21 protein-coding genes are annotated in these 22,566 nt (G+C 67.3%); 4 read left to right on the top strand and 17 right to left on the bottom strand.

Going from position 1 to position 22,566, the window contains the following annotated elements; all coding sequences use genetic code 11:
* Window position 1: 1 nt before the first annotated feature.
* The 15 genes from DNK54_RS15060 to DNK54_RS14990 form a co-directional block, all read right to left on the bottom strand.
* On the bottom strand, window positions 2-1,297 hold the full coding sequence (locus DNK54_RS15060) for an MlaD family protein (RefSeq protein WP_110207803.1): 1,296 nt from the start codon (window positions 1,295-1,297) through the stop codon (window positions 2-4).
* Window positions 1,297-2,550, bottom strand: a complete 1,254-nt coding sequence (locus DNK54_RS15055; RefSeq protein WP_110207802.1) for an MlaD family protein — start codon at window positions 2,548-2,550, stop codon at window positions 1,297-1,299. Before DNK54_RS15055 ends, DNK54_RS15060 begins: the two co-directional genes overlap by 1 nt.
* A complete protein-coding gene (locus DNK54_RS15050) occupies window positions 2,550-3,986 on the bottom strand; it encodes an MlaD family protein (RefSeq protein ID WP_110207801.1) in 1,437 nt (478 codons plus the stop codon). Before DNK54_RS15050 ends, DNK54_RS15055 begins: the two co-directional genes overlap by 1 nt.
* On the bottom strand, window positions 3,983-5,287 hold the full coding sequence (locus tag DNK54_RS15045) for an MlaD family protein (protein ID WP_110207800.1): 1,305 nt from the start codon (window positions 5,285-5,287) through the stop codon (window positions 3,983-3,985). The genes DNK54_RS15050 and DNK54_RS15045 overlap by 4 nt, the downstream gene beginning before the upstream one ends.
* Window positions 5,284-6,711 carry an MlaD family protein gene (locus DNK54_RS15040; protein ID WP_110207799.1) on the bottom strand — a complete coding sequence of 476 codons (1,428 nt, stop codon included), beginning with the start codon at window positions 6,709-6,711 and terminating at the stop codon, window positions 5,284-5,286. Before DNK54_RS15040 ends, DNK54_RS15045 begins: the two co-directional genes overlap by 4 nt.
* A 1-nt stretch (window position 6,712) precedes the next feature.
* Window positions 6,713-7,939, bottom strand: coding sequence for an MlaD family protein (locus DNK54_RS15035; protein ID WP_239460117.1), 1,227 nt, complete (start codon window positions 7,937-7,939; stop codon window positions 6,713-6,715).
* Between the two features lie 9 nt (window positions 7,940-7,948).
* A complete protein-coding gene (locus tag DNK54_RS15030) occupies window positions 7,949-8,785 on the bottom strand; it encodes an ABC transporter ATP-binding protein (RefSeq protein WP_110207798.1) in 837 nt (278 codons plus the stop codon).
* Between the two features lie 40 nt (window positions 8,786-8,825).
* On the bottom strand, window positions 8,826-9,707 hold the full coding sequence (locus DNK54_RS15025; RefSeq protein ID WP_110207797.1) for an ABC transporter permease: 882 nt from the start codon (window positions 9,705-9,707) through the stop codon (window positions 8,826-8,828).
* On the bottom strand, window positions 9,707-10,564 hold the full coding sequence (locus DNK54_RS15020) for an MlaE family ABC transporter permease (protein ID WP_110207796.1): 858 nt from the start codon (window positions 10,562-10,564) through the stop codon (window positions 9,707-9,709). Before DNK54_RS15020 ends, DNK54_RS15025 begins: the two co-directional genes overlap by 1 nt.
* Before the next feature lie 2 nt (window positions 10,565-10,566).
* The gene (locus DNK54_RS15015; RefSeq protein WP_110207795.1) at window positions 10,567-11,085 is read right to left on the bottom strand and encodes a flavin reductase family protein; all 519 of its coding nucleotides are present in this window, start codon (window positions 11,083-11,085) and stop codon (window positions 10,567-10,569) included.
* Entirely contained in the window at window positions 11,082-12,344 is a 1,263-nt protein-coding gene (locus DNK54_RS15010) for a bifunctional 3,4-dihydroxy-2-butanone-4-phosphate synthase/GTP cyclohydrolase II (protein WP_110207794.1), read from the bottom strand. Before DNK54_RS15010 ends, DNK54_RS15015 begins: the two co-directional genes overlap by 4 nt.
* A gap of 33 nt (window positions 12,345-12,377) precedes the next feature.
* On the bottom strand, window positions 12,378-13,883 hold the full coding sequence (locus tag DNK54_RS15005) for an aldehyde dehydrogenase family protein (RefSeq protein ID WP_110207793.1): 1,506 nt from the start codon (window positions 13,881-13,883) through the stop codon (window positions 12,378-12,380).
* Window positions 13,884-13,918: 35 nt separating this feature from the next.
* Entirely contained in the window at window positions 13,919-15,478 is a 1,560-nt protein-coding gene (locus DNK54_RS15000) for an AMP-binding protein (protein ID WP_110207792.1), read from the bottom strand.
* A 216-nt stretch (window positions 15,479-15,694) separates the two neighbouring features.
* Window positions 15,695-16,159 carry a nuclear transport factor 2 family protein gene (locus DNK54_RS14995; protein ID WP_110207791.1) on the bottom strand — a complete coding sequence of 155 codons (465 nt, stop codon included), beginning with the start codon at window positions 16,157-16,159 and terminating at the stop codon, window positions 15,695-15,697.
* A 12-nt stretch (window positions 16,160-16,171) separates the two neighbouring features.
* Window positions 16,172-16,633: a nuclear transport factor 2 family protein gene (locus DNK54_RS14990; protein ID WP_110207790.1), complete on the bottom strand. Its 462-nt coding sequence runs from the start codon at window positions 16,631-16,633 to the stop codon at window positions 16,172-16,174.
* Window positions 16,634-16,982: 349 nt separating this feature from the next.
* On the opposite strand from DNK54_RS14990, the gene DNK54_RS14985 reads away from it, so the two are divergent.
* The 4 genes from DNK54_RS14985 to DNK54_RS14970 all read left to right on the top strand — a co-directional run bounded on the left by DNK54_RS14985 (window position 16,983) and on the right by DNK54_RS14970 (window position 20,155).
* Complete coding sequence (locus tag DNK54_RS14985; RefSeq protein WP_110207789.1) at window positions 16,983-17,396, top strand: SCP2 sterol-binding domain-containing protein; 414 nt, start codon at window positions 16,983-16,985, stop codon at window positions 17,394-17,396.
* 38 nt (window positions 17,397-17,434) lie between these two features.
* Window positions 17,435-18,670, top strand: a complete 1,236-nt coding sequence (locus DNK54_RS14980) for an acyl-CoA dehydrogenase family protein (RefSeq protein ID WP_110207788.1) — start codon at window positions 17,435-17,437, stop codon at window positions 18,668-18,670.
* 204 nt (window positions 18,671-18,874) lie between these two features.
* On the top strand, window positions 18,875-19,282 hold the full coding sequence (locus DNK54_RS14975) for a DMT family transporter (RefSeq protein WP_110207787.1): 408 nt from the start codon (window positions 18,875-18,877) through the stop codon (window positions 19,280-19,282).
* A gap of 39 nt (window positions 19,283-19,321) precedes the next feature.
* Complete coding sequence (locus DNK54_RS14970) at window positions 19,322-20,155, top strand: hypothetical protein (RefSeq protein ID WP_110207786.1); 834 nt, start codon at window positions 19,322-19,324, stop codon at window positions 20,153-20,155.
* Window positions 20,156-20,317: 162 nt separating this feature from the next.
* Here DNK54_RS14970 and DNK54_RS14965 read toward each other — a convergent pair whose 3' ends face one another.
* Both DNK54_RS14965 and DNK54_RS14960 read right to left on the bottom strand, forming a co-directional pair.
* Window positions 20,318-21,472: an acyl-CoA dehydrogenase family protein gene (locus DNK54_RS14965; protein WP_110207785.1), complete on the bottom strand. Its 1,155-nt coding sequence runs from the start codon at window positions 21,470-21,472 to the stop codon at window positions 20,318-20,320.
* A gap of 54 nt (window positions 21,473-21,526) precedes the next feature.
* The gene (locus DNK54_RS14960; RefSeq protein ID WP_110207784.1) at window positions 21,527-22,558 is read right to left on the bottom strand and encodes a TIGR03617 family F420-dependent LLM class oxidoreductase; all 1,032 of its coding nucleotides are present in this window, start codon (window positions 22,556-22,558) and stop codon (window positions 21,527-21,529) included.
* Window positions 22,559-22,566: the final 8 nt, after the last annotated feature.

Below are 22,566 nucleotides of genomic sequence, written 5' to 3'. Positions count from 1 at the left end.
CTCAGTTCCCTTGCCGCAGGATGCGTGGGTACTCGCCCTTGAACGGCCCCGGGGTTGCCCCGGTGCCAGGTGCCGGGTAGGCGTTCTGATAGTTGCCGAGCAGCCCGTTGGTGGAGATCGGAAGCTGCGGCGAGTGGGTGTTCACCAACGGGGTCAGCCGCAGGTAGTAGGCACCGCTCTCGTCGCGGTAGTTGAGCACCGCGTTGAAGTTGGCGAAGTACGCCGCCAGCTCCGGCCCGTAGGGCTCGATGTAGGCGAGCATCGGGTTGACGTCGGCCAACGTGCCGAGCGCGGTCGGGGAGATGTCGCTGACGTCGCGGCTGAAGGTCGGCACCCGCTTCAAGGTGCCCGGGGCTCGGTCCAGCACACCGGAGAGCGGGGCCAACATGCCGTCGAGGTCGGCGGTGGTGGCCGGGAGCTCACGCAGCGCTGTGGTGAGGTCCGGGGCCGAGGCCCGCAGGTCCGCCGCCACCGGGTCCAACGCGGCCGCAAGGCCGGTCAGGGACCTCGTCGCAACCTTCGCCTGGTCCAGCACCTCGGGCGCCTGGCGCATCGTCGCCGCGATCGCCGCGCTCTGGCCGGCCGTAGCCCGCGTCAGGCGGTTGGCGTCGCCCACCAGCGTGGCCAACAGACCCTGCCCGGTGTCGAGGGCGTCGAGCACCTGCGTGGTCTGGCGGGCCAGCAACTCCAGGTCGTCGGACTGCGCTGCGATCGCGTCCAGGGCGGTGTGCCCCTCCGCGCCGAGATCACCGAGTCCATCGAGCAAACGGTCGACGGAGGGACCCGCACCGGTCGTCCCCTTTCCCAACGAGCGCAGCAGCTTGCCTGCCTTCTCACGGGTCTCCGGGTCGAGGTCTGCCATCACGTCGCGCAACTGGACACTCGGCTGGACCGCCTTGTCGGGCAGTGCGGCGCCGGACCGCAGTGCGGGTCCGTCGCCGTCGGTGAGGGCCAGGTAGGTCTCGCCCACCAGCGAGCGCTCGCCGACTCGCACCTGGACTCCGTCGTGCAGGGGCGCTACCTCGTCGTCGACGGTGAAGGTCACCTTCAGGCCATCGGAGGTCTGCTCGACCTCGCGCACTCCGCCGACCTTGACACCGGCGATCTGCACCTGGCTCGCATGCACCAGGTTGTCGACGTCCTTGATCGTCACCGTGGCGGTGTACTCGTCGGCGTCGAGGAAGGGCCGCTTGATCCCGGTGCCGCCCAGGAGCCAGGCGAACGCCAAGCCACAGACAGCGAGGAAGGCGACGAGCACGGCCACACGGCCACCGACACCATTCATGACGTTCTTCATCACTGGCCTCCCCGGCCCTGGTCGATCCGGTTCGGCAGTACGCCCGCACCCGGGAGCGGCACCATGAGGTGACCTCGGATGATGCTGCCGTTCGCATCACCGGCCCCGAAGACGGAGGACGTGTTGTAGACGAACGCCTTGATCGCGGTCAGATAGGTCATCACGGTCTGGGTGTCCTGGTCGAGCCGGCCACCGATATTGGCCAGCGGGCCCATCGCGCTCCGGACGTCGTTGACCAACGGCCGCAGATCCCTGACCACCGGCACCGCGCGGTCCAGGGCGGGACGAGCCGCAACGACGGTCTCGTCGAGGCTGGTGACCGTCGACTGAAGACGCTTCAAGGCGCGGGGCAACTCTCCGGACGCGGCGTGCAGACCGTCCAAGGTCGGGTCCAACTGCGCGGTGAGCTGCCGGGTACCGCGCATCGCGTTGCGCAACTCGCCGGTGAACCCGGGCAGGCTACGCAGGGTCGCCCGCAACTGATCGTCACTGCCGGCCAAGGTCGCCAGCGTGGTGCTGGTCGAGCTCGCCAAACGGGTGATCCGCTCGTCGTTCTTGCCGACCGCCGTCGAGATCGTCGACAGTGCCGAGACGAGGTCGGCGATCTTGGCACGACGCCCGCGCAGCTCCTCGACCACCGGCCGCAACGTGCCGAGCGTGTCGGAGGTGGCGTCGAGCCCCTTCGGTAGGTGCTGCGGCGCCCGCGCGAGCGCCACGTCGGATTCGAGCAGAAGGTCGGTCAGCGCGAGCTGTGAACGCTCATCGAGGTGCTCGAGCACCTCGTCGGCCTGAACCGGACGCTCCGTCTGGTTGAGCGGGATCACTCCACGCTCGGCCAGCCTCGGGGCCTTGGAGGTACCCGGGTTGAGCTCGACCTGCATCTCGTTGAGTGCGTTCTTGGGTCGCAGCACCACGCGGGCGTCCTGGTGGACCTGGTAGTTGCCCTCCAGGACCAGGGTCACCAGCGCCGTACCCCGGTCGGTTGCCTCCGCCTCCGTGACCGTGCCGACCTTGACACCGGCGATGGTGACGCTGTTCTGGCTGTTCGGGTTGAGGCCCGGGATCTCCGCGACCTCGGCGCGCACAACGGTGGTGTCGGCCCACGGCGTGGACCCACCGAGCTGCGCCTTGATCAGCACCGTGGCCACCAGGCCGAGTGCGATCATCACGACCAGGGCGGTGACGTCGCGCCCGAGGCCGGGTACGGTCCGCATCCGCTCGATCGCTGCCCCGAAGCGGCTGTTGTCAGTCATCAGTGTGCTCCCATCGTGACGAGCGGCAGCGCGAGCTCCTCGAAGAGCGACTTCTCGGTGTAGGACGGCGTTAGGTTGAGTGGCGGCGGGGGCTCGTTCTCGTTCGCCCCCTCCTGCGGACCGGCCGGCAGCTGCAGGCCGTTGCCCTCGAGGAGCTCTTCCAGCGAGTAGCCCAGGACACCGCCTGGTGTGCTGAGGCCGACACCAGCCATCAGGCGACCCATGGCGCCGTTGTGGTCGTGGAACTTGAAGACGTCAGCGATGTCGGCCAACAGGTAGCCGGTCTCCTCGTAGAGCGTGTGGTCGTTGCCACCGCCCTGATAGACGCCGCTCCCGTGCCACGGTGAGAGCACGGCGGTCGTGACCGGGCCACTGAGCCGGTCGAGCACCGGACCCTTGACGTCGTCGACGAGCTTCACCGCCTCACGAGAGGCCGGCAGCAGGTCCTGGACAAGCGGCCGCGCATCGCGGGCGACGGCACGAGCGTCACGGATCACGGGTCGAGCGCGCACCAGCACCGGATCCAACTGGGTGAGCAGCGGAGCCAGCGCCTTCGCGCTCTCGCGGAAGGAGCCCGCCGTCGTCTCCAGTCGGTCCAGGGTCCCGTCGAGATCCTGAAGTCCACCGCGCGTCTCGGCCAACGTCTCCGGGCCGGTGCGGACGGTGGCGGCGAGCGGCTGGGCGCCGCCAGCCAGGACCGACGCGGTCGCGGCCAGATCCTTCAAGATGCCGTCCCACTGCTGCGGGTTCTCGTTCAAGGCGGCGGCCGTGTTCTGGAGACCGACCACGACATTGGTCAGATCCTGCTTCGGGTCGTTGCCCCGCAGGCCGGCCAGCACCTCGGTCGCACCCTCGAAAGTGCTCGGCCCGTCGCGAAGCAGGCGCTGGGTCGCGGCCCGGCCTTCCTTGCCGAAGGACTCCTCCAGGCCCTTCACCGTGCCACTGACCGACTTGGCGGCGTCCGGAGTGACGGCAGAGATCACCCGGTCCAGCTCGACCGGCACCGCGGTGCGCTTGAGCGGGATGGTGCTGCCCTCGCGGGGCTGACCCTTCTCACCGCCACGCACCAACTCGACGTAGTACTTGCCCCCGAGAACCAGGGTCGGTCGGATGTTGGCCTCGGGCTCGGTGCCGAGCTTTCCCAGCACACCGTCGTCGAGCTTCATCTCGACGACCGAGTTGCCGCCCTCCGCGTCCACGGAGGTGACCGTGCCCACCTCGACCCCGGCCAGCTTCACCACGCTCTGGAAGGGCGAGAGCTTGTAGGCGCGGCTGAACTCCGCGTTGAGCTTCTCCCCGCCCGAGAGGGTCGTCTCGATACGAGGGCGGTTGAACGCCCCCAGGGCGAAGAGCAACAACAGCACCATCACGACGGTGCCCTTCGCTTTCGGCGAGGCTTGCGTGATTCGCTTGCGGTTAGAGATGCGGGTGGTCATTGCTGCTTCCCCAATCCGAACTGGAGGCCGACGGGCAGCAGGCCCTTGGCACGGTCATGCTGAGCCTCACCGGGGCGCGGGTACTGGTTCTGCGGGAGATCCCGTGAGTTGAGCAGTCCACCGGTGACGGTGTTCACGCCGGGCGTGATCCCGAGCCGGGCATAGCGGACGCCGGGATTCGGTCCCTGGGAGACGAAGCTGGCGCCGCGGAGAAAGAGCGAGGCCAGGTCGGGTGCGTACGGCGCCAGGACCCGCAGCGGCGCGATGAGATCACCTACCGCCGTGGCCACCTGAGGCGCCACCGGACGCGCATCGGTCATCGCGCCGGTCAGTGCCTTCACCGACGGCACCGCCTGCTTGGCCACCGGGGGCACCTGGTCGGCCACCGGCACCGCCTCGCGCAGGAAGCTGCGCAAGTCGTCCTCGGAGCGGGCCAAGGAGACCGCGCCCGGTTCGAGCGCCTCGACCGCCTTGCGCGTGTTGGCGAGCGGACCTCGCAACTCCTCCAAGGCCCCTCGTGCCGTGGACAGCGTCTCGGGCAGCCGCACCACGGTGTCGTGCAGGGCACTGCCCTCGTCGACCGCGAAAGCGTCCAGCGTCTCGGCCGTGTGGTCGATCAACTCGGCCAACTCGGTCTCCCTGCCCTGGAACCGACCGGCCAGGACGTTCGCCTCGGCAAGCAACTCGGGCAGTTCGGCGTCGGGCGAGGAGAGCGCACCGGAGACGGTGCCCAGGTCCTTGAGCACGTCGGGGGCGCTGTCGAGGAAGGCGGCGAGATCGCCACCGTGGCCGGCCATACCCCCACCGACCTCACGCAGGGTGCTGGTGGCGCGATCCCGTGTGGGCTTGTCGAGGATGTCGAGCACCTCGTACAGGTCGGAGGAGTCCGAAGTCTGGGCGAGCGCTATCGGGGCATTGCCGAGGCGGCCGCTCTCCGACGTGCCCGGGTTCAACTCGACGAACTTGGTGGCCAGTGCCGAAAGGTCCCAGATCGCCGCTGTCGCGTCCCGATAGACGTCGACGTCGCCGTCGAGCTCCATCGTGACCAGCGCCGCGTCGTCCTTGTACTCGATGTCGCTGACGCGCCCGATCCGCGAACTGTGGTGTCGCACGGCGTCGTTGACACGCAACGAGTGAACGTCGGAGACGATGGCTTGGACCTTCGTGGTCGTGCGCATCGGAAGGCCGGTCTGTGCCTTGAAGGTCACGTAGACCAGCACCATGATCGCGGCAAGCACGACGAGACCTGCTCGAAAGGCAAGCGCGCGATTGCGCAGCTCGGGGGTCACTTTGGTGGTCACTGCAGGCCTCCAAGGATCTGCTGGATCAGGCTCTGTTCCTGGGTAGCGGTGAGACCGGTCGCACTCTGCTGTTGCTGCTTCTTGCCACCACCGAGCAAGCCGTCGAGCAAGGCACCCAGGCCGGTCGGGTCGGACTTGCCGGCCCCGTTGTCGGTTCCGCTCTTGTCCGGCTCGGGCTCGTTGTCGTCGCGACCGGGCAGGTTGAGGTCGGGAGCGGTCGGCACCGGCAGCCCGTGCAGTATGTCGTCGGGCAGGATCGGCAGCAGGCCGGCCGCGGTGTCACCCAACGCGTTCGGCGAGAGTGGCACCATGGCCTTGAAGTAGTGGCTGATAGCGTCGTAGTCGCTGGTCGCCAGCGACCAACCCTTCACGAACTCCATGAGATCGGTCAGGCTCTTGCCGCTCAACGAGCCGCTGGTGAGCTGATCGGCCGACCGCGAGGTCGAGACCAATCCGTCACCGGCCGGCCGCAAGGCGGAGACGACCGGGGCCGCGGCGTCGAGGAGACGCTTGGCCTCCTTCAGGACCGGCGGCAGCGAGCCCAGTGCGGGGTCGGCGGCGTCGGCGAAGCGGGTCAGCTCGCCACTGATGGTGGAGAGGTCGCCGGTCACCGGACGCAGCTCACGCAAGGTGCGGGTGGCGGGACCGGTCACCCCAGCCAGTTCTGCGAGCGTCGCCCGTGCCCCCTCGAGGGTCGAGGGCAGTTCGTTGAGGGAGGCACGCAGCGCATCTCTCTCTCCGGCCAGCGTCTCGAGCAACTCGGTCGCGGAGTCGACCAGCTTGTCCATGTCCTTGCCGTCGCCGGCAGCCAGAGCACTCGCCACCGGCGTGGCGGTGTCAACCAGCCGCCCCAGCAGGGCGTTCTGGTCACGCAGGATCGCAGCGAGGTCGTCGGCCTGCCGCATCGCGGGAGCGAGCGCGGCCAAAGCGGCATCTGTCTTCTTGCCGTGGCCGCGCAATGCTTCGCCACTCTCCGTGACCAGCGCGGAGAGCCCTTCCGCGGTCGGCGTGTCCACCGAGTTCAGCACGTCCTGGAGGTCGACGACACGGGAGGTCTGGCTCTGCGGAATGACCATCGGCGAGCCGAGCTCGGGCTGCTCAGCGGTTCCGCGGTCGAGCCGCACGAAGCGCTCGCCGAGCAGGTCCTGTGTCGTGATGGTGGCTGTGACGTCCTTGTGTAGTGGCAACACCGAGCGGTCGAGCTTCATCGTGACGCGTGCCTGACCACCTTCGACCTCGATGTCGTCGATCGTGCCGACGTTGACGCCCGCCGCCTTGACGACGTTGCCCGGCAGGAGCGGACTGGCGTCGCTGAAGATCGCGACGACTTCGACCGAGTCCTCATCGTCGTCGAGCATCGTGACCGCGAAGAAGCCGGTCACCAGAAGGGCGGCCGCCAGGGCCGCCCAGAGCTTCTTGCGCATGTCAGCGCACCTCACTTCCATTGGCGTCGAACCAGGGCTGACCGCCCGCCTGACCGGGAGCAGGCTCAGGGTTCTGGCGGCTCAGCGGCATCGGCACGGGGCTTTCGTTGAGCGCGTTGGTCCCAGGGCCGAGCAGCCCCGCCCAGGTGTGCCCAGCGCCGTCATAGGGCGCGAAGGCCTGTCCCCAGTTGTGCAGGCCGCCCACAGCTTCCGGTGTGTAGGGCCGCAAGAACGAGATCGCGGGCGCCAGCTCGCTCAACATCCCGTCGACCGTGGGGAGGATCTCGTGGGTGCCGTCGAGCAGTCCAGGAGCCACGTCGAGCAGCTCGCGTGCCGCACCCAGCAGTGGACGCAGCTCGGCGACGGTCGGCCGCAGGTCCACCAGCACCGGCGCCAGGTTCTTGCTCACCGAACGCAGCTGCTGGGTCGAGGGCCGCAGTTCGCGCAGCAGCCCCGTGGTCTCCTCGGCAGCCGAGGGCACCTTCCCCAACGTGGTGTTGGCCGCCTCGACGGTTGAGGGGAGTTGCTTCAGCATCTCGCTGATCGCCTCCTGCTCGCTGGCGACCGACCGGGCGACGGCGCTGAGGTTCGCGACGCTCGAGGCGATCTCGTCACGCCGTTTCGCGCTGACGTCGAGCAGCTCCGAGAGGTCGCTCACGATCGAGCGGATCGAGGGTCCATCGGCACCCACCGCGCGCAGCACCTCGCCGAGGGCGTCGACGCTCCCGGAAGCCTGCTGGATGGTCGAGAGCAACTCGGTCTCGCGGCCGTCCACGGTGCTCTGCAGTCGACCGATCAGGGTGGAGACCCGTTCCCGGGTCTTCGTGTCGAGGGCGGCCAGCACCTGGTCGACCTCCACCTGGTGTGACGTCGCCTCGATCGAGCCACCGTCCGGAACCGCCGGGTTCGAGCTCGGACCCGGGTTGATGCTCAACACGCGCTCGCCCACAGCCGAGACCCACTCCACGCGGGAGGTCGTGCCGGCGTGCAGGGGTGCGGCATCGTCGTCGATCTTGATCGTGACGACGGCCTTGCCGTCCTTGAGCCCGAGGTCGGAGACCTCCCCGACCTGGCGGCCCTCCACCCAGACCGGGGTCTGCTTCGACAACTGCGCGGCAGACGGCATCACCATCTGGACCTCGTAGCTGTCGCTCTCCTGCGCCAGGAGCAACATCCCGGCCACGGCAGCGGACGCCACCCCGGCGGCGACCCATCGTTTGCGATTCATCGTCCGTCCTCAGTCCATGCCCAGGGGGCCGACGGAATCACCGGACAGGAACTGACGCACGAACGGCATGTCGGAGTTGAATGCCTTCTCGGTCTCGCCGTAGTGGATCAGCTTGCCCTGCCACACCACGCCGACGTAGTCGCTGACCTTGCGTGCGGTGGGGATGTTGTGGGTGACCAGGATGTAGGTACCGCCGTGCTCGGCATGCACCTTGAGGATGAGGTCGTTGAGCAGGCTGGTACGCACCGGGTCGAGGCCCGAGTCCGGCTCGTCGAACATGACCAGGCTGGGGTTGAGCACCAGGGCGCGGGCAAAGCCGGCACGCTTCTTCATGCCGCCGGAAACCTCACCGGGATACTTCGTCGCCGCCCTGGTCAGGCCGACCTCCTCCAGCCGCGACATCACGATCTGGCGCACCTCGGACTCGCGCTTGCGGGTGTGCTTGCGCAGCGGGAAAGCGACGTTGTCGAAGATGTTCATCGAGCCGAAGAGCGCGCCGTCTTGGAAGAGGATCCCGACCCGCTTGCGGATCTCGCGGCGTTCGGCATCCGAGACCCTCCAGATGTCCTGGCCGAAGACCTCGACGACGCCCTCATCCGGCTCGAGCAGGCCCACGATGTGCTTGAGCAGCACGCTCTTGCCGGTGCCGGAGGGCCCGAGGACCGTGGTGATCGAGTCGTTGGCGAAGTTGAGGTTGAGCCCGGTCAAGACGTCGAAGGAGCCGAAGGACTTCTTGACGTTCTTGATCTTGACGCTGTGCGTCACGTCCGGGTGGGGCTCGACGATGATCCCGTTGGCGTAGATGTCCTCATAGAAGGACATGTCCTGGGTGACCTGTGTCGTCATCGCGGTGCTGCCTTTCGTCGATCGGATGTGCCCGAGCACGTCAGAAACTGATGGGGGCGCGCGTGAGTGCGCCGAAGAAGAGCTGCTGGAAGACCGCGCCGAGGACGCTCACGATGACCAGGTTGATGACCATCGACTTCGCGGTGGCCTTGCCTACGCCGACCGGCCCGCCGCTCGCGTTGTAGCCGTAGTAGCAGCCCACCAGGACGATCAGGAATCCCATGATCGCGGCCACCAGGAGCGAGAGCATGAGGTCCTGTTGGGTGGTGAACGACCAGAAGACGGAGAGGTAGCCACCGCCGGAGACGCTGTGGAAGTAGTGCACGTTCAGGAAGTAGCCAAGCAGATACATCAGTCCGGTTCCGGCCACGAACATGAACGGCGTCACCACCATGATGGCGACGATGCGGGTGGTCACCAGGTAGGAGAGCGAGTCGAAGCCCATCACCTCGAGGGCGTCGATCTCCTCGCTGATCCGCATCGAGCCGAGCTCGGCAACCAACCCGCAGCCGACCTTGGCCGCGAGGATCCAGCCCCACATCTCCTGGGCCACGGTGTAGTCACCAGTCGAGCTGAAGACGGCCGTGTAACCGCCGGCGCCAAGCTGAGCCAGGAGATAGTGCGCCTCCAGCGCGATCTCGGCGGCCAGCATGCACATCATGAACCAGATGATCATCGTGCTCTTCAAGATGAAGACACCCGCTTGCCGGAGCACCTCCGTGCCGTGCGCACCCACCTTGGGAAGGCCGCGGAACACCTTGCCGGAGAAGGCTGCAATGGCGCCCAGGTCGGTGATCAGCGACGTGCCGTCGCTGTAGCCGCCGAACCCACCGCCGCCGACCGAGGGCGACGACGCGTCGAGCTCGGCCTCGGCCTCCGGGTCGATGACCGAGGTCGTTGTCGTGTCTGTGGTCACCGTCATCACCTGTTCATGAGCATTTCGGGGAAGAGGCCGAGCATCGTCGCGTTGACCACGAAGTTGATGACCCAGATGGCTGCGAAGGAGAGCACCACCGCCTCGTTGACTGCCCGGCCGACCCCCTCGGCCCCACCCTTCGCGGTGAGTCCCTTGTGGGCGGCCACGACACCGATGAAGAGGCCGACACCGAGGGTCTTGATCAACGTGCCGCCGAGCTCGGGGACGGTCAGGGCACCGAAGATGTTGCCCATGTAGGCGCCGGGCGAGGTGTCACCGAGCCACGTCGCCGACACGAGGGCGACGCCGATACCCAAGACGCTGCCCAGGATGTTGAAGAGCACCATCATCACGGTGATAGCGAGCACGCGCGGCAGCACGAGCTCGCGGAGCGCGTCGACTCCGAGAACCACGAGGGCGTCGAGCTCCTCGCGGATCCGTCGGGCGCCGAGGTCGGCGGTCATCGCGGTGCCCATCACGCCCGCGACCGCCATGCCGGTGCAGAACGGTGAGATCTCGCGGATCGAGGCAAACACGAAGTAGGTGCCGAGCCGGTTGCCGGCACCCAGCAGGCTCAGCAGATCGTAGGCGTAGTTGGCGATCAGGAAGGTGAAGCCGCCGACCGCCAGGGTCACCGGAAGCCAGCAGAAGCGCAGCATCGAGTACATCTCGTCGCGCGTCGCGGCCCAGTAGCCGCGCGGTTGACGGACCGCCGTACTCACCATGCGTGCAAGCAGGCGCCCGGACTCACCGACGTCGCTGACTACGCGCTGGACGCCTGAGGGGGTCGCCTGCATCAGGCGACCGCCTGCCGGCAGAACACGCTCCGGGTAGTCCTCGGTCTCCGAGGTCGGTTCGGTCATGGTCACGACAGGGCCCCTTGCAGCGGGATCTGGTCGAGGTGGCGGAAGCCGCGCTGGAAGTAGAGCACCGGCGGCCGGTCGTCGATGTCGATCTCCCTGACCTTGGCGATCAGGATCGTGTGGTCCCCACCGTCGTGGCGCTCGTAGGCTTCGCACTCGATGAGCACGGCGGCGTCGAGCAACACCGGCACCCCACGATGGTCCGGCACGAACTCACCACCGGCGAACTTGTCTGCGCCCTTGGTGGCGAACCGCTCGATGAGCTCGACGTGCGCCGAGCCCGCCATCTGGATCGACCACTGGTCGTTGACCATGAAGGCGTCGTGACATTGCGCCGTCTTCGCCAGACACACGAGCACCAGCGCGGGCTCCAGCGAGACGGAGCAGAAGGAGCTGGCGGCGAAGCCGCGCGGTTCGCCGCCGACGTCGGTCGTCGTCATGATCGTGACCCCGCTGGGGAACGAGGACATCGCCTGGCGGAACTTGTCCGCTGTGGTCGGGGGGACAAGGGTGCTGGTCATGATGCGTTCCATTCCGACGCGCAGGTGGCGTCGAGATCGTGGTCGAGGCGAGACGCCTTCGTCTGCAAGTAGGCCGCGTTCTCTGCGCGGGGAGTGACCCGCAACGGCACGCGCTCGGTGATGCTGATTCCGTAGTTCGAGAGACCAGCGAACTTCGCCGGGTTGTTGCTCATCAACCGCATGGACGTGACACCGAGGTCACGCAGGATCTGGGCACCCACGCCGTACTCGCGGCTGTCGACGGGCAGACCGAGCGCGAGGTTCGCGTCGACGGTGTCGAGTCCGTTCTCGTCCTGGAGGCGGTAGGCCCTCAGCTTGTGCGTCAGGCCGATCCCGCGCCCCTCATGCCCTCGCATGTAGAGGACCACCCCACAGTCGGCTTCCGCCACGGTGCGCAGCGCGATCTGCAGTTGTTCACCGCAGTCGCAGCGACGCGACCCGAAGACGTCGCCGGTCAGGCACTCCGAATGCACCCGCACCAGCACGTCGGGCACGGCCGCGACATCACCGCGCACGAAGGCCACGTGCTCCCGACCGTCGACCTCCGAGCGGTAGGTCGACACGTCGAAGTCACCGAAGTCGGTCGGCACTCGAGCCGCGGCAGTGCGCGTGACCACGGAGTTCTCCGCCATGCGGTAGCGCACCAGGTCGGCCACCGAGAGCAGCACCAGCTGGTGCCGTTGGGCGAAACGCACCAGGTCCGGCATCCGCGCCATGGTGCCGTCGGGGTTGGTGATCTCCGCCAGCACGCCCGCCGGTTGCAGGCCCGCCATCCGGCACAGGTCGACCGACGCCTCTGTATGGCCGGTGCGCTGCAGTACGCCGCCAGGTCGGGCCCGCAGTGGGAAGACGTGCCCGGGGCGGCTGAACTGCGCCGGTGTGACGAACGGGTTCCCCAGCGCGCGCGCCGTGAGTGCCCGATCTTCGGCCGAGATCCCGGTGGTGGTGAAGCCCTTGAGGTCCACCGAGACGGTGAAGGCCGTACCCCTCGGGTCGTCGGAGGCCTCCACCATGGGGGGCAGCTCGAGCTCGTCGAGCCGCTCCCCCGTCATCCCCACGCAGATCAGTCCGCTGGTGTGCTGGACGATGAAGGCCATCGTCTCTGCGGTCATGAGCTCGGCGGCGCAGATCAGATCGCCCTCGTTCTCGCGGTCGTCGTCATCGAAGACGACCACCGGTCGGCCGAGGCGCAACTGCTCCAGGGCCGCTTCCACCAGCTCGGAGCCGGCGTATCGATCGGTGCGGGGATGGGTGGACATGGCTCACTCCTCGGGGTCAGAGAGGTTCGCGACTCAGGCCGGGGTGCCGAGCACCAAGGCGTAGGCCTTGTTCTCAACACCGCCGGAGCGGTCGACGGAGATGTACTTCTGCTCCGTGTACGCGTCGAGGGCGTTCGGACCGCCCTCGCGGCCGAGACCGCTCTGCTTGTAGCCACCGAAGGGATAGGCGGGGTGCAGCACATGCCAGTCGTTGACGTAGATCATTCCGGCCTCGAGCTGGCGGGCCACGTCGAGAACCCGCGTCTCGTCCGTGCCCCAGACGCCGGCCGACAGGCCGTACTCGGTGTCGTTGGCGATAGCGATCGCCTCGTCGACGGTGTCGTAGCCCAACACGCTGAGCACCGGGCCGAAGACCTCTTCGCAGGCGACGGTCATCGACGGCGTCACGTCGGTGAGCACGGTCGGCTCGACGAAGTAGCCGTTGGCGAACTCCTCGCCGGCGGGGGCGCTGCCACCGATGGCCACCTTGGCTCCCTGCGTCTCCGCCTTGGCGATGTGCGCCAGCACTCGGTCGCGCTGGTCCGCAGTGATCAGCGGCCCGATGTCGGTGGCCGGGTCGAGCGGGTTGCCGATCTTCATCGTGCCGACCCGGGCGACCAGGCGCTCGACGATCTCGTCCTTGCGCGAGTTGGGCACCAGGAGCCGGGTGCCGGCCTCGCATGCCTCGCCGTTGTTGGCCATGCAGGCGTAGATGGCGCCGTCGATGGCAACGTCGAGGTCGGCGTCGTCGAGGAGGATGTTGGGGCCCTTGCCGCCGAGCTCGAGGGTGACCCGCTTCATGTTGTCGGCCGACGCACCCAGGATGCTCTTGCCGACCTCGGTGGAACCGGTGAAGCCGATCTTGCGCACGTCCGGGTGCTGGCTGAGCCGGGCGCCCGCGTCGTGACCCTCGCCCACCACGACGTTGAGCACACCGGCGGGCAGACCGGCCGCTTCGAACGCCTTGGCCAGCTCCAGCGCCAGCAGCGGGGCGTGCTCGTCCGGCTTGAGCACCACGGTGTTGCCAGCAGCCAGGGCCGGGGTGACCTTCCAGACGATGGTCAGCAACGGGATGTTCCATGGCACGATCGCGCCGACCACGCCCAGCGGCTCGCGACGCAGGATGCCCTCGGCGGGCACCGGACCGATCTCGGGACCGGCCTTCTCAAACTCGTACTCGGCGGCCTGGGCGGCGATGAACTGCATGTTGGCGATCGACAGGCCGACGTGAAGCGCACCGGTGACGCGGATGGTGGCGCCGTTCTCGCGGCTCTGCAGCGCCGCAAGTTCCTCCAGCCGGCCGGCCAGGTCGCCGGCGACGGCGTTGATCAGGGCCGCGCGCTCGGCAGGCGGCGTGTTGCGCCACACGCCGGCGGCGTGGGCGGCCTTTGCTGCGGCGACGGCAGCGTCGATCTCGGCCGCCCCGCCCTTCGCAACCGTGGCCACCAACTCGCCGGTGGCGGGGCTGCGCACCTCGAGCACCTGGCCGTTGTCGGTCCAAGCGCCGTTGATGAAGTTCTGGTAGTGCGGAACGCTCATGGGTCTGCTCACTTTCCTGGGATGGGGTGGGGGGATCAGCCGACCTGGCGGTCGCGGTCCTGCCAGAACGGGGCCCGCAGGGTCTTCTTGTCGACCTTGCCTGCGGGATTGACGGGCAGCTCGTCGACGAAGTCGACGGTCTTGGGTGAGGGGATCGATCCCAACTCGGCCTTGACGCGAGCTTGGATCTGCTCGGCGCTGACCTCGGAACCCGGCTTGCGGACGATGAAGGCGTGCACCGCCTCGCCCCACTTGGGGTGCGGGATGCCGATCACGGCGGCCTGGGCGACCTCGGCGTCGGCGCAGATGACGTCCTCAACCTGACGCGGGAAGACGTTGAACCCGCCGCTGACCACCATGTCCTTCTTGCGGTCGACGATGTAGAGGAAACCGTCTTCGTCGAGCTTGCCGATGTCGCCGGTGTGCACCCAGCCGCCACGGAGCGCCTCGGCGTTGCGCGAGGAGTCGACATAGCTGAGCATCTGGCCGAGCTGGCGAGAGCAGACCTCGCCGACCTCACCGACCGGCAGCGGGTTGTCGTCGTCGTCTTGGATCGAGACCTCGACGTAGGGGATCGGTCGGCCGCCCGAGGCCAAGCGCTGGATCGCCTGCTCGCTGTCGACCCGGTGGTCGCTCTTGCGCATGCACGAGACGTAGCCGGGCTCGGTACCCGCGTAGGTCTGGATGAAGATCGAGCCGAACACTTCCAGCGCCTGCCGCAGCCGCTCGGGTGCGATCGGGGAGCCGGCGTACAACATGGTGTGCAGGGAGGAGAGGTCGTAGTTCTCCCGGCCCGGGTGATCCAGCAGCAGGTAGATGATGGTCGGCACCACGGCGGTCGCGGTGATCTTGTGCCGCTGGATGTTCTCCAAGAGCGACTCGACCTCGAGGCCCGGCAGCATGACGTTGGTGCCGCCACGTAGGAAGGTCGGCATCACGAAGATCTGGGTGTAGTGCGTCAGCGGCGCGCCGTGTGCGAAGACCTCGCCCCAGCGGGTGTCACCGATCTCCAGGCCCGCCGTGATGCTGTAGTGACCCCAGGTGAAGTGGCTCTGGACGACGCCCTTGGGCTCGCCGGTGCTGCCGGAGGTGAAGAGCACGTAGCACTCGTCGTCCTCGGCGATCTGGACCGCGGGGCGACCGGCGGGCTGCTTGTCGACCAAGGTGGTGAAGTCGTGGTCACCGGAGTCGGCCGGGTCGCCACCCACGCGGACGAAGCGGGTCAGGCCCGGAAGGTCGGCCCGCATCTCCTCGACGATCCCCTCGAGAGAGGCGTGGTAGATCAGCGTGGTGGCTTCGGTCTGGGCCAGGTTGGCGCGCTGCACCGAGGCGGAGGCCCGGGTCGGCATCTGCACGAGCACTGCGCCGGCCTTCCAGATGCCGTGCTGGCAGGGGATGAACTCCAGGCAGTTCGGCATCAGCAGGCCGACCCGCTGGCCCTTCTCGACCCCCAGAGAGACGAGCGCGGAGCCCAGTCGGTCGGAGAGGTCACGGAGCTCGCTGTAGGTGAGCCGCCGCTCGTCCTCGACGATCGCGATTTGGTCCCGGTAGTTGCCACAGGCCCGGTCCAGGGTGTCCGGCAGTGTTCCCCACATGGTGGTCTCTCCTCGTTCTGGGAGTCCCGCTGAGGCCGAGCCCCCAGACAGTTCTCGGTGATGTGCGTCACGAAGGTAGGTCTGGGAGCAGGGGCGCCACGACATCCCGGAGGATGAAGCGACACCCCCCTTGGGGTGAACCCTCCGAACGGTCTCCTCCCGGAAATGCCCAGGGGCCGGGCGACCGTGTGGTCGCCCGGCCCCTGGCCGAGTGGCTCAGCCCAAGGAGGCAGGGTCGAAGCCCTCTTCCCAGTAGTGCGGGGTGATGATCGGGAGCCCGAGCTGCTGGAGCAGCGGATTCTCGTTGACGACAGTCGACTCAAGAATGATCTTTCCTGCGTCGTTGAAGGCGAGGAAGGTCGAGGCCTTGGTGGTCAGGGTCTTGCCGTCCGTCGGGAGCCCGCGATAGGCGTCCGCACCGGCGACCTCGTAGTCCCAGTGGATCATCACGTGGCCGTTGCCGGAGAACACCTCGGTCACGGTCATCGACTGGCGTCCGTCGGCCCACACGGCGAGGTCCTGACGGAACTCGTCGTCGGTCGAGATCGTGTCGCCGAGGTGGTCGTTGACCTTCCGGGTCTCGATCACGAACTCCTCCGAGCCCGCGTAGAGATCCCGGTGTGCGGCCTGGTCGTTGATCCGGGTGTGGGCCCACTTCTGGGCGTAGGCGATGTCAGTCATCTCTGTTTCCTCTCAGGCGAGTGCCGGCTCGGCGACCGGGAAGGGGGTAGGGGCCACGCCGGGAACGCCGACGTCGTGCATGATCGAGCCGGAGTCCCACCAGGAGGATTCACGGACGATCTTGCCCTCTTCGTTGTAGACGTGGAACGTGTGGCCCTGGGCGAAGAACGGCTTGTCCTTGACATCGATCCCGATGAAGTTGGCGCAGTCCTCCGGCGTCCACTCCCAGCGGATCAGGCCGCTGCGGTGGTCGCCTTCGTAGCCACGGATCCGGAAGTTGTGCACACCCAGACCGTTCTCGCGGTCTTTGTTGGCGTAGAGCACGAAGATCCGGCCGAGGTCACCCTTGTCCCGGATCTGGTACTGGTCGAGGATCGGGTCCTCGAAGACGAAGTCGTCGGCGTAGAGCTCGCAGATCGCATCCGCACTCTCCCGGAACGCCTTGAGCCACTTGACGGCAAACGCGTAGTTCATGAGGTCTCCTCTGGATCTTCCTCGAGAGAGGTCCGGCGCCCCACTGGCACACGAACCAGAACCCCGACCGTAGGCGCGCGGTGTGATCTAGCACGTCACACCGCAGGATGAACCGCACCCCCCGGGCGAGGGGCTGGGTTGTGTCGTGGCGTCGGCGCATTCGCGGGCCGGGCCACATTGCCGGGGTTCGCCGGGAACACTCGGAAGGACGTGAAACTGCCTCCCCTTGGGTGACGTGTCACACACCACCCCGGCCCTAACTTCGATATCGGCCGGTCCAACCACCGGCGTCACATTCCGAGGTTTCCCCGAGCACTCTTCGCCCGGGACTGTTGGAGGAGGTTCCACGATGAGCACGTTCAAGGACGCCGACGAGATCTACGCCTACATCGGCAAGGCCATGGAGGCCTGCGTTGTCGAGCCCGCCTTCGTCGAGGCGACGAAGGACGGCTCGCTGGTCGTCAAAATCCTGCAGACCGGCCCTGATGCGACCATCCTGGTCGACTTCCCGGGCCAGAAGGTTCTCTGCGGCGACGCCGCCGAAGCAGCTCCTTCGACGGTGCAGCTGCGGATGAGCTCCGACAACGCCAACCGCTTCTGGCAGGGCAAGCTGAACTTCACCCTCGCCATGGCTCAGCGCAAGGTCAAGCTCGAAGGCAAGCGCTCCACAGCCCTCGGCCTGCTTCCACTGACCGGCCCGATCTTCGATGCCTACAAGGCGATCCTCACCGAGGCCGGCCGCGACGACCTGGTCCTCAGCTGACCGACCCGACTCACCGGCATACACACAGGAGTTTCACCATGAGCGACAAGATGACCGAGGCCGAGTTTGAGGCGGCGTTCGCCAAGGCCACCGAGCTGTCGGACTACTTCCGCGAGATCGGCCCCGAGCACGACCGGAAGAACACCTTCGCAAAGTCGACGATCACCAAGTTCAAGAAGAGTGGTCTCGGCGCCCTCAACGTGCCCAAGGAGTACGGCGGCATGGGCGCCGACATCCTCCAGACCTCGAAGATCGTCAGTGAGCTTTCGCGCGGCGACTCGGCCATCACCCTTGCCTACAACATGCACTACATCATGGTGGGTATCACGATGGGCCTGATGAGCGACGTCCAGAACAAGGAGTGGCTGGGACGCGTGGCGGCCGGCGACATCATGTTCGGCCCCTTCTCCGAGCAGCGCGCCGGCTTCTCCGGCCTGGCCGACATGACCGCTGTCCCCCAGCCCGAGGGCGGATGGCGCCTCTACGGCAAGAAGGTCTGGGGCACCTTGTGCGAGGCGGCGAACATCGTCACCACCAACGCCACCATCACCGATGCGGACGGCAACCTCCCCGACACCTTCGAAGAGCGGGTCGAGAAGGAGAGCTTCTTCATCGCCAACTTCAAGGTCGACTCCAAGGGCCAGGGCGACGGCATCCGGATCGAGAAGACCTGGGACGCCCTCGGCATGCACGCCACCGGCACCCAGACCATCCACTTCGAGGGCTTCTACGTCCCCGAGGACGGCTTCATCTGCGAGTGGCGCTCCGGCGCGTTCGGCGTGCTCGAGTGGGCGTCCTTGATGTTTGCGAGCATCTACCTGGGCATGCAGTACCGCGTGCTGGAGGAGGCTCGCGCGGTCTTGTCGAAGAAGACGCTCGGTGCCACCTTCGGCGCCATCGCGGCGGCCGAGACCAAGGTCTCGAACGTCGGCCACATCGTCGACGGCATCGGCGACATGGCCAGCCGTGTGGAGCTCTCCCGGCGCGTTGTCTACCGCACCTGCCAGGAGCTGATCGACGGGTACGACGACAACTGGCCGGTGGAGCTGCGCTTCCCTTACATCGGGCTTGCCAAGACCTTCACCGCCGAGAACGTCATGCACATGACGAAGCGCGCAATGAGCCTCGTGGGCGGCTCGTCCTTCAAGAAGGGCGCCATCTTCGAGCGGCTCTACCGCGATTCGGCGGCCTCCATGTTCCAGCCCCTCAACGCAGACCAGTCCTGCACCTACATCGGTGAGCAGCTGCTGGCCCCTGAGGAGCTCAACGACTGACGCCCGACCGGCGTCAAACCTGGCCCGCTCACCCTCGTCGCCCTCACGGCGAGGGCGGGCGGGTCCCTTCTTTTCCCTGCGGAATGACAGATCGCCCGCCAGGAGGAGAGAGCCACCCGCTCAGGGTGATGGCCATCACAAGGATTCTCCCTAGATTGCGGGAATCGGCAGTTTCGCGCCGTTGAGAAAGAAAGTGTGAATGCAATGACCTGGTTCTGGCTCTCCATCGCCATCGTGACCGAGGTGACCGCCACGATGATGTTGCGCCAGTCGCAGGGCTTCTCCCAGCTGCTGCCGTCAGTCGTCGTGGTGTTCGGCTACGCGACAGCCTTCTATGCGCTCTCGCAAGCACTCGTCCATGGCATGACGATCGGCACCGCCTACGCCATCTGGTGTGGCATCGGCATCACCCTGATCGCCATCCTCGGCGCGGTGATCTTCGACGAACGGCCCACGCCGGTCCAGCTGGTCGGCATCGTCGTGGTCACGTTCGGCATCGTCACCGTGCAGCTCGGCAGCCCCGACGCCGCAGGCTCCGCCGCCCCCACTGCTCCCTCCGGAGACTCGACATCGCTGCAAGCCGGCGCACCCGGCCAACTCCGCAACACGTGAGACCTCGCCCACCTGCCAGCAACAGAAAGGGAACCCTCCATGGGCCTCCCCAGCCAACCACCCACACCGCCGTACGGCCTCGAGCTCAACACGACCATGCAGACTGTGGCCACGATCCTGCTCTGGACCGGCTCCGTTCTGCTGCTGGCCTACGCCGTCAAACGCGCCCGCGAGGACCGGACGATACTGCCGGTGATCCTGGTGCTCGCCGTCGGCGCAGGCAGCATCATCGAGCCGATCTACGACATCGCCTACCACCTGCACTGGCTCGACAACGGTGAGCAGTGGACCCTCTTCACCAGCTTCGGCCTGCCTCAGCCCGTGTGGGTGATGCCGGCGTACATCATGGTCTTCGGGCTGCCCGCGATGCTGTGCTATCGGAGCCTGAGCCAGGCGGCGTCGTTCCGGTCCGTGTTCCGGCTGGCCGGCATCACGGCTTGCACCACCGCGATCTTCGAGATCACCGCGGTGAACGTGGGGCTCTACGTCTACTACGGCGAAGCGCCTTGGCGGGTCTTCGACTATCCGCTGTGGATCGCGTTCATGGAGGGAACCCAGATCACAGGCTTCGCAGTCCTTACCGCGCTTCTCTACCGGAACGCCCAGCGTCCGGCCCACTATCTGGCGCTCTTCGCGATCTTTCCGTGCAACTTCGCCTTCGACGTTATCGGTGCGGGCTTCCCAACGCTTGTGCTGCAGAACTCGTCGACCGACCCCAACGGCCTCGCGCTCGCCCTAGCCGCACTCGTGAGTGTCGGCCTGGCCGCCACCGCCTTGTGGTGGACGGCGCGGGCGTTGATCGTCGACCAACGGGGACCTGTCGCGCTCGCTTCAGCGGGAGAGGCCGACGGCTCGGCGCCTCTACCCGTCTGAACGCCGCTCTCCTGCACGAACCGGGCCCGTCAACGCGATCACGTTGGCGGGCCCGGGCTCGTTCTTTGCTTTCTCCCCATTCAAGGTGCTCGGGTCGTAGGACGTCGGCCGACCCGAGCCGTGACCACGACGAAGCCGCCAGGCGAGTGAAGCCAAGCAGGGTCAGTAAGACCGAGGCAGGCCCAACGAATGCTGAGCCACATAGTTCAAGATCATCTCTCGATTCACCGGCGCGATGCGCAGCACGCGAGCCAAGCCCCACAGCGGAATGAGCCCATACTCGGCAGCCACACCGTTTCCGCCATGGCACTGGATCGCCGCGTCGAGCGCGGCCAGCGCCGCTTCAGCAGCCAGATACTTCGCCATGTTGGCGGCTTCGCCAGCGGGCAGGCGCTGGTCGTGCAGCCACGCCGCTCGCGCCGTCATCAACCCGGCTGCCTCGACCTCGATCTTCGCCATCGCCAGCGCATGCGCCACCCCCTGGTGTGCGCCGATGGGGGCCTCCCAGACGGTTCGCTGGTTGGCGTACTGCGCGGCGCGCGCGAGCGCATAGCGGCCGATGCCGACCAGGAGCGCCGCACCGGTCACTCGCTCGGGGTTGAGTCCGTGGAAGACCTGCTTGAAGCCGGCCCCTTCAACACCGATGAGGCGATCGGCCGGCACGCGGACGTCGTCGAAGAACAGAGTGAACTGACGTTCCGGTATCTCTACCGAGACCGGGAGCGGCTGGGCAGTGAGCCCAGGGGAGTCTGTGTCGACCACGAAAAGAGAGAGCTCGGCACCACCGGTCGCCGGATCCACGCCGGTGCGCGCAACCACCAACACCGCGTCGGCGACGTCGACACCGGAGATGTAGTGCTTGGTGCCGCGCAGCACGTAGTGGTCACCGTCGCGGCGTGCCGTCGTGCTGATCCGGTGGGCGTTGGAGCCTGCGTCGGGCTCGGTGATGGCAAAGACGACCCGGCCGCGACCACTCGCCAACCGCGGCAGCCATTCTTCGCGCTGGGCCGCCGAGCCGAACTCGGCGATCACCTCGCCACTGATCGCGCTGGCGACCAGGAGCAGCAGGAGTGGGCAGCCGGCAGCGCCGGTCTCTTCGACGACCGCGGCGAGCTCGAGGAGCCCGGCGCCACCCCCGCCGTACTCCTCGGGGATGTTGATGCCGATGTAGCCACGCTCCCCCAGAGCGAGCCAGAGTTCTTCGGTGAACTCCCGTTGCTCGGCCTTCGCGGTGTAATAGGCGTTGCCGAAGTCGGCACAGATCGCGGCCACCGCGGCTCGCAGTGCCTGGTGCTCGTGCGAAACACCGAAGTCCATCGTGCTGCCCTTTCCTTCTCCGTACAGGTCTCCTCGCGTGTCGTCGACACGTGCTCAGGCAGTAAGTCCCCCGACCACAGCGGCACGCGCCTCCGGCGCCAAGGCGTACGGCGCGTAAAGGGTGAAGCGGTCGACGACATCGCCGAACCGGCGCAGGATCTCGGCTGAGGCGTGTTCCGGTGGGCCGACGACCGCGAAGGCATTCAGGATCTCGTCGTCGATCAGCCCGTCCATCTCACTCCACCGCTGCTCGACCGAGAGGCGATGCAGTTCTTCGTGGACGGCACCCCAGCCGTGCAGTTCAAGCACTGCTCGATATGCAGGCGTGGCGCCGTAGAAGGCCAGTTGGTGACGTACAGCGGCGATCGCGGTCGCCAGTTCCTCGTCATCGGCTCCGGTCGCCACCATGCCGGGGTAGCCGACGGTGAAGGTGCCGCGCTCACGGCCACGGGCCGCCAGCGCCTCTCCGACCAACGGCAGGGTTGCCTCGCGCAGATAGCGCTCGGTGGTGAAGCTGTGCAGGAAGACACCGTCGGCGGCCGCGGCAGCCACCTGGGTCAACCTGGGGCCGACCGCCGCCACCATGATCGGCGGTCGACCCCAGGAGTGTGGAGCCGGTGTGAACATCGGCGTCATCAACGTGTGGCTGTAGAACTCACCGCGGAAGTCGAGGCGGCTACCGCTCTCCCAGCTGTCCCAGATGGCGTGCAGGGCCGCGATGTACTCCGTCATGCGTGCGGCCGGCTTCGACCAGGGCATGCTGTAGCGGCGCTCGATGTGCGCCTTCACTTGGGTGCCGAGCCCGAGCACGAAGCGCCCACCGCTGAACGACTGCAGGTCATAGGCAGAAGCGGCGGTGACCATCGGGCTCCGGGCGAAGGCGACGGCGATGGCGGTGCCCACCGTGAGCTCCGGGGCGTGTTCCGCGGCGAGCAGCGGAGCGAAGAAGGGGTCGCGCCCTACCTCGGTGCTCCACACACCGTGGAAGCCGCACTGCTCAGCCTCCTTGACCTGGGCCCGGATCCCGGCGATGTCGCCGCCTGCCGAGCCGTCGATCTGGCCACCGATGTTGGTGTCGATCTTCACCGGTTCCG

The sequence above is a fragment of the Nocardioides daejeonensis genome (assembly GCF_003194585.1).
GTDB classification, from domain to species: Bacteria; Actinomycetota; Actinomycetes; order Propionibacteriales; family Nocardioidaceae; genus Nocardioides; species Nocardioides daejeonensis.
This window is presented reverse-complemented; position numbering and strand designations above follow the sequence as displayed.

Bases quoted from the DNA above. Each gene is read 5' to 3' on its own strand.
- DNK54_RS15060 (WP_110207803.1), bottom strand. From the start codon at position 1,297: ATGAAGAACGTCATGAATGGTGTCGGTGGCCGTGTGGCCGTGCTCGTC.
- DNK54_RS15055 (WP_110207802.1), bottom strand. From the start codon at position 2,550: ATGACTGACAACAGCCGCTTCGGGGCAGCGATCGAGCGGATGCGGACC.
- DNK54_RS15050 (WP_110207801.1), bottom strand. From the start codon at position 3,986: ATGACCACCCGCATCTCTAACCGCAAGCGAATCACGCAAGCCTCGCCG.
- DNK54_RS15040 (WP_110207799.1), bottom strand. From the start codon at position 6,711: ATGCGCAAGAAGCTCTGGGCGGCCCTGGCGGCCGCCCTTCTGGTGACC.
- DNK54_RS15035 (WP_239460117.1), bottom strand. From the start codon at position 7,939: ATGAATCGCAAACGATGGGTCGCCGCCGGGGTGGCGTCCGCTGCCGTG.
- DNK54_RS15030 (WP_110207798.1), bottom strand. From the start codon at position 8,785: ATGACGACACAGGTCACCCAGGACATGTCCTTCTATGAGGACATCTAC.
- DNK54_RS15025 (WP_110207797.1), bottom strand. From the start codon at position 9,707: ATGACGGTGACCACAGACACGACAACGACCTCGGTCATCGACCCGGAG.
- DNK54_RS15020 (WP_110207796.1), bottom strand. From the start codon at position 10,564: ATGACCGAACCGACCTCGGAGACCGAGGACTACCCGGAGCGTGTTCTG.
- DNK54_RS15015 (WP_110207795.1), bottom strand. From the start codon at position 11,085: ATGACCAGCACCCTTGTCCCCCCGACCACAGCGGACAAGTTCCGCCAG.
- DNK54_RS15010 (WP_110207794.1), bottom strand. From the start codon at position 12,344: ATGTCCACCCATCCCCGCACCGATCGATACGCCGGCTCCGAGCTGGTG.
- DNK54_RS15005 (WP_110207793.1), bottom strand. From the start codon at position 13,883: ATGAGCGTTCCGCACTACCAGAACTTCATCAACGGCGCTTGGACCGAC.
- DNK54_RS15000 (WP_110207792.1), bottom strand. From the start codon at position 15,478: ATGTGGGGAACACTGCCGGACACCCTGGACCGGGCCTGTGGCAACTAC.
- DNK54_RS14995 (WP_110207791.1), bottom strand. From the start codon at position 16,159: ATGACTGACATCGCCTACGCCCAGAAGTGGGCCCACACCCGGATCAAC.
- DNK54_RS14990 (WP_110207790.1), bottom strand. From the start codon at position 16,633: ATGAACTACGCGTTTGCCGTCAAGTGGCTCAAGGCGTTCCGGGAGAGT.
- DNK54_RS14985 (WP_110207789.1), top strand. From the start codon at position 16,983: ATGAGCACGTTCAAGGACGCCGACGAGATCTACGCCTACATCGGCAAG.
- DNK54_RS14980 (WP_110207788.1), top strand. From the start codon at position 17,435: ATGAGCGACAAGATGACCGAGGCCGAGTTTGAGGCGGCGTTCGCCAAG.
- DNK54_RS14975 (WP_110207787.1), top strand. From the start codon at position 18,875: ATGACCTGGTTCTGGCTCTCCATCGCCATCGTGACCGAGGTGACCGCC.
- DNK54_RS14970 (WP_110207786.1), top strand. From the start codon at position 19,322: ATGGGCCTCCCCAGCCAACCACCCACACCGCCGTACGGCCTCGAGCTC.
- DNK54_RS14965 (WP_110207785.1), bottom strand. From the start codon at position 21,472: ATGGACTTCGGTGTTTCGCACGAGCACCAGGCACTGCGAGCCGCGGTG.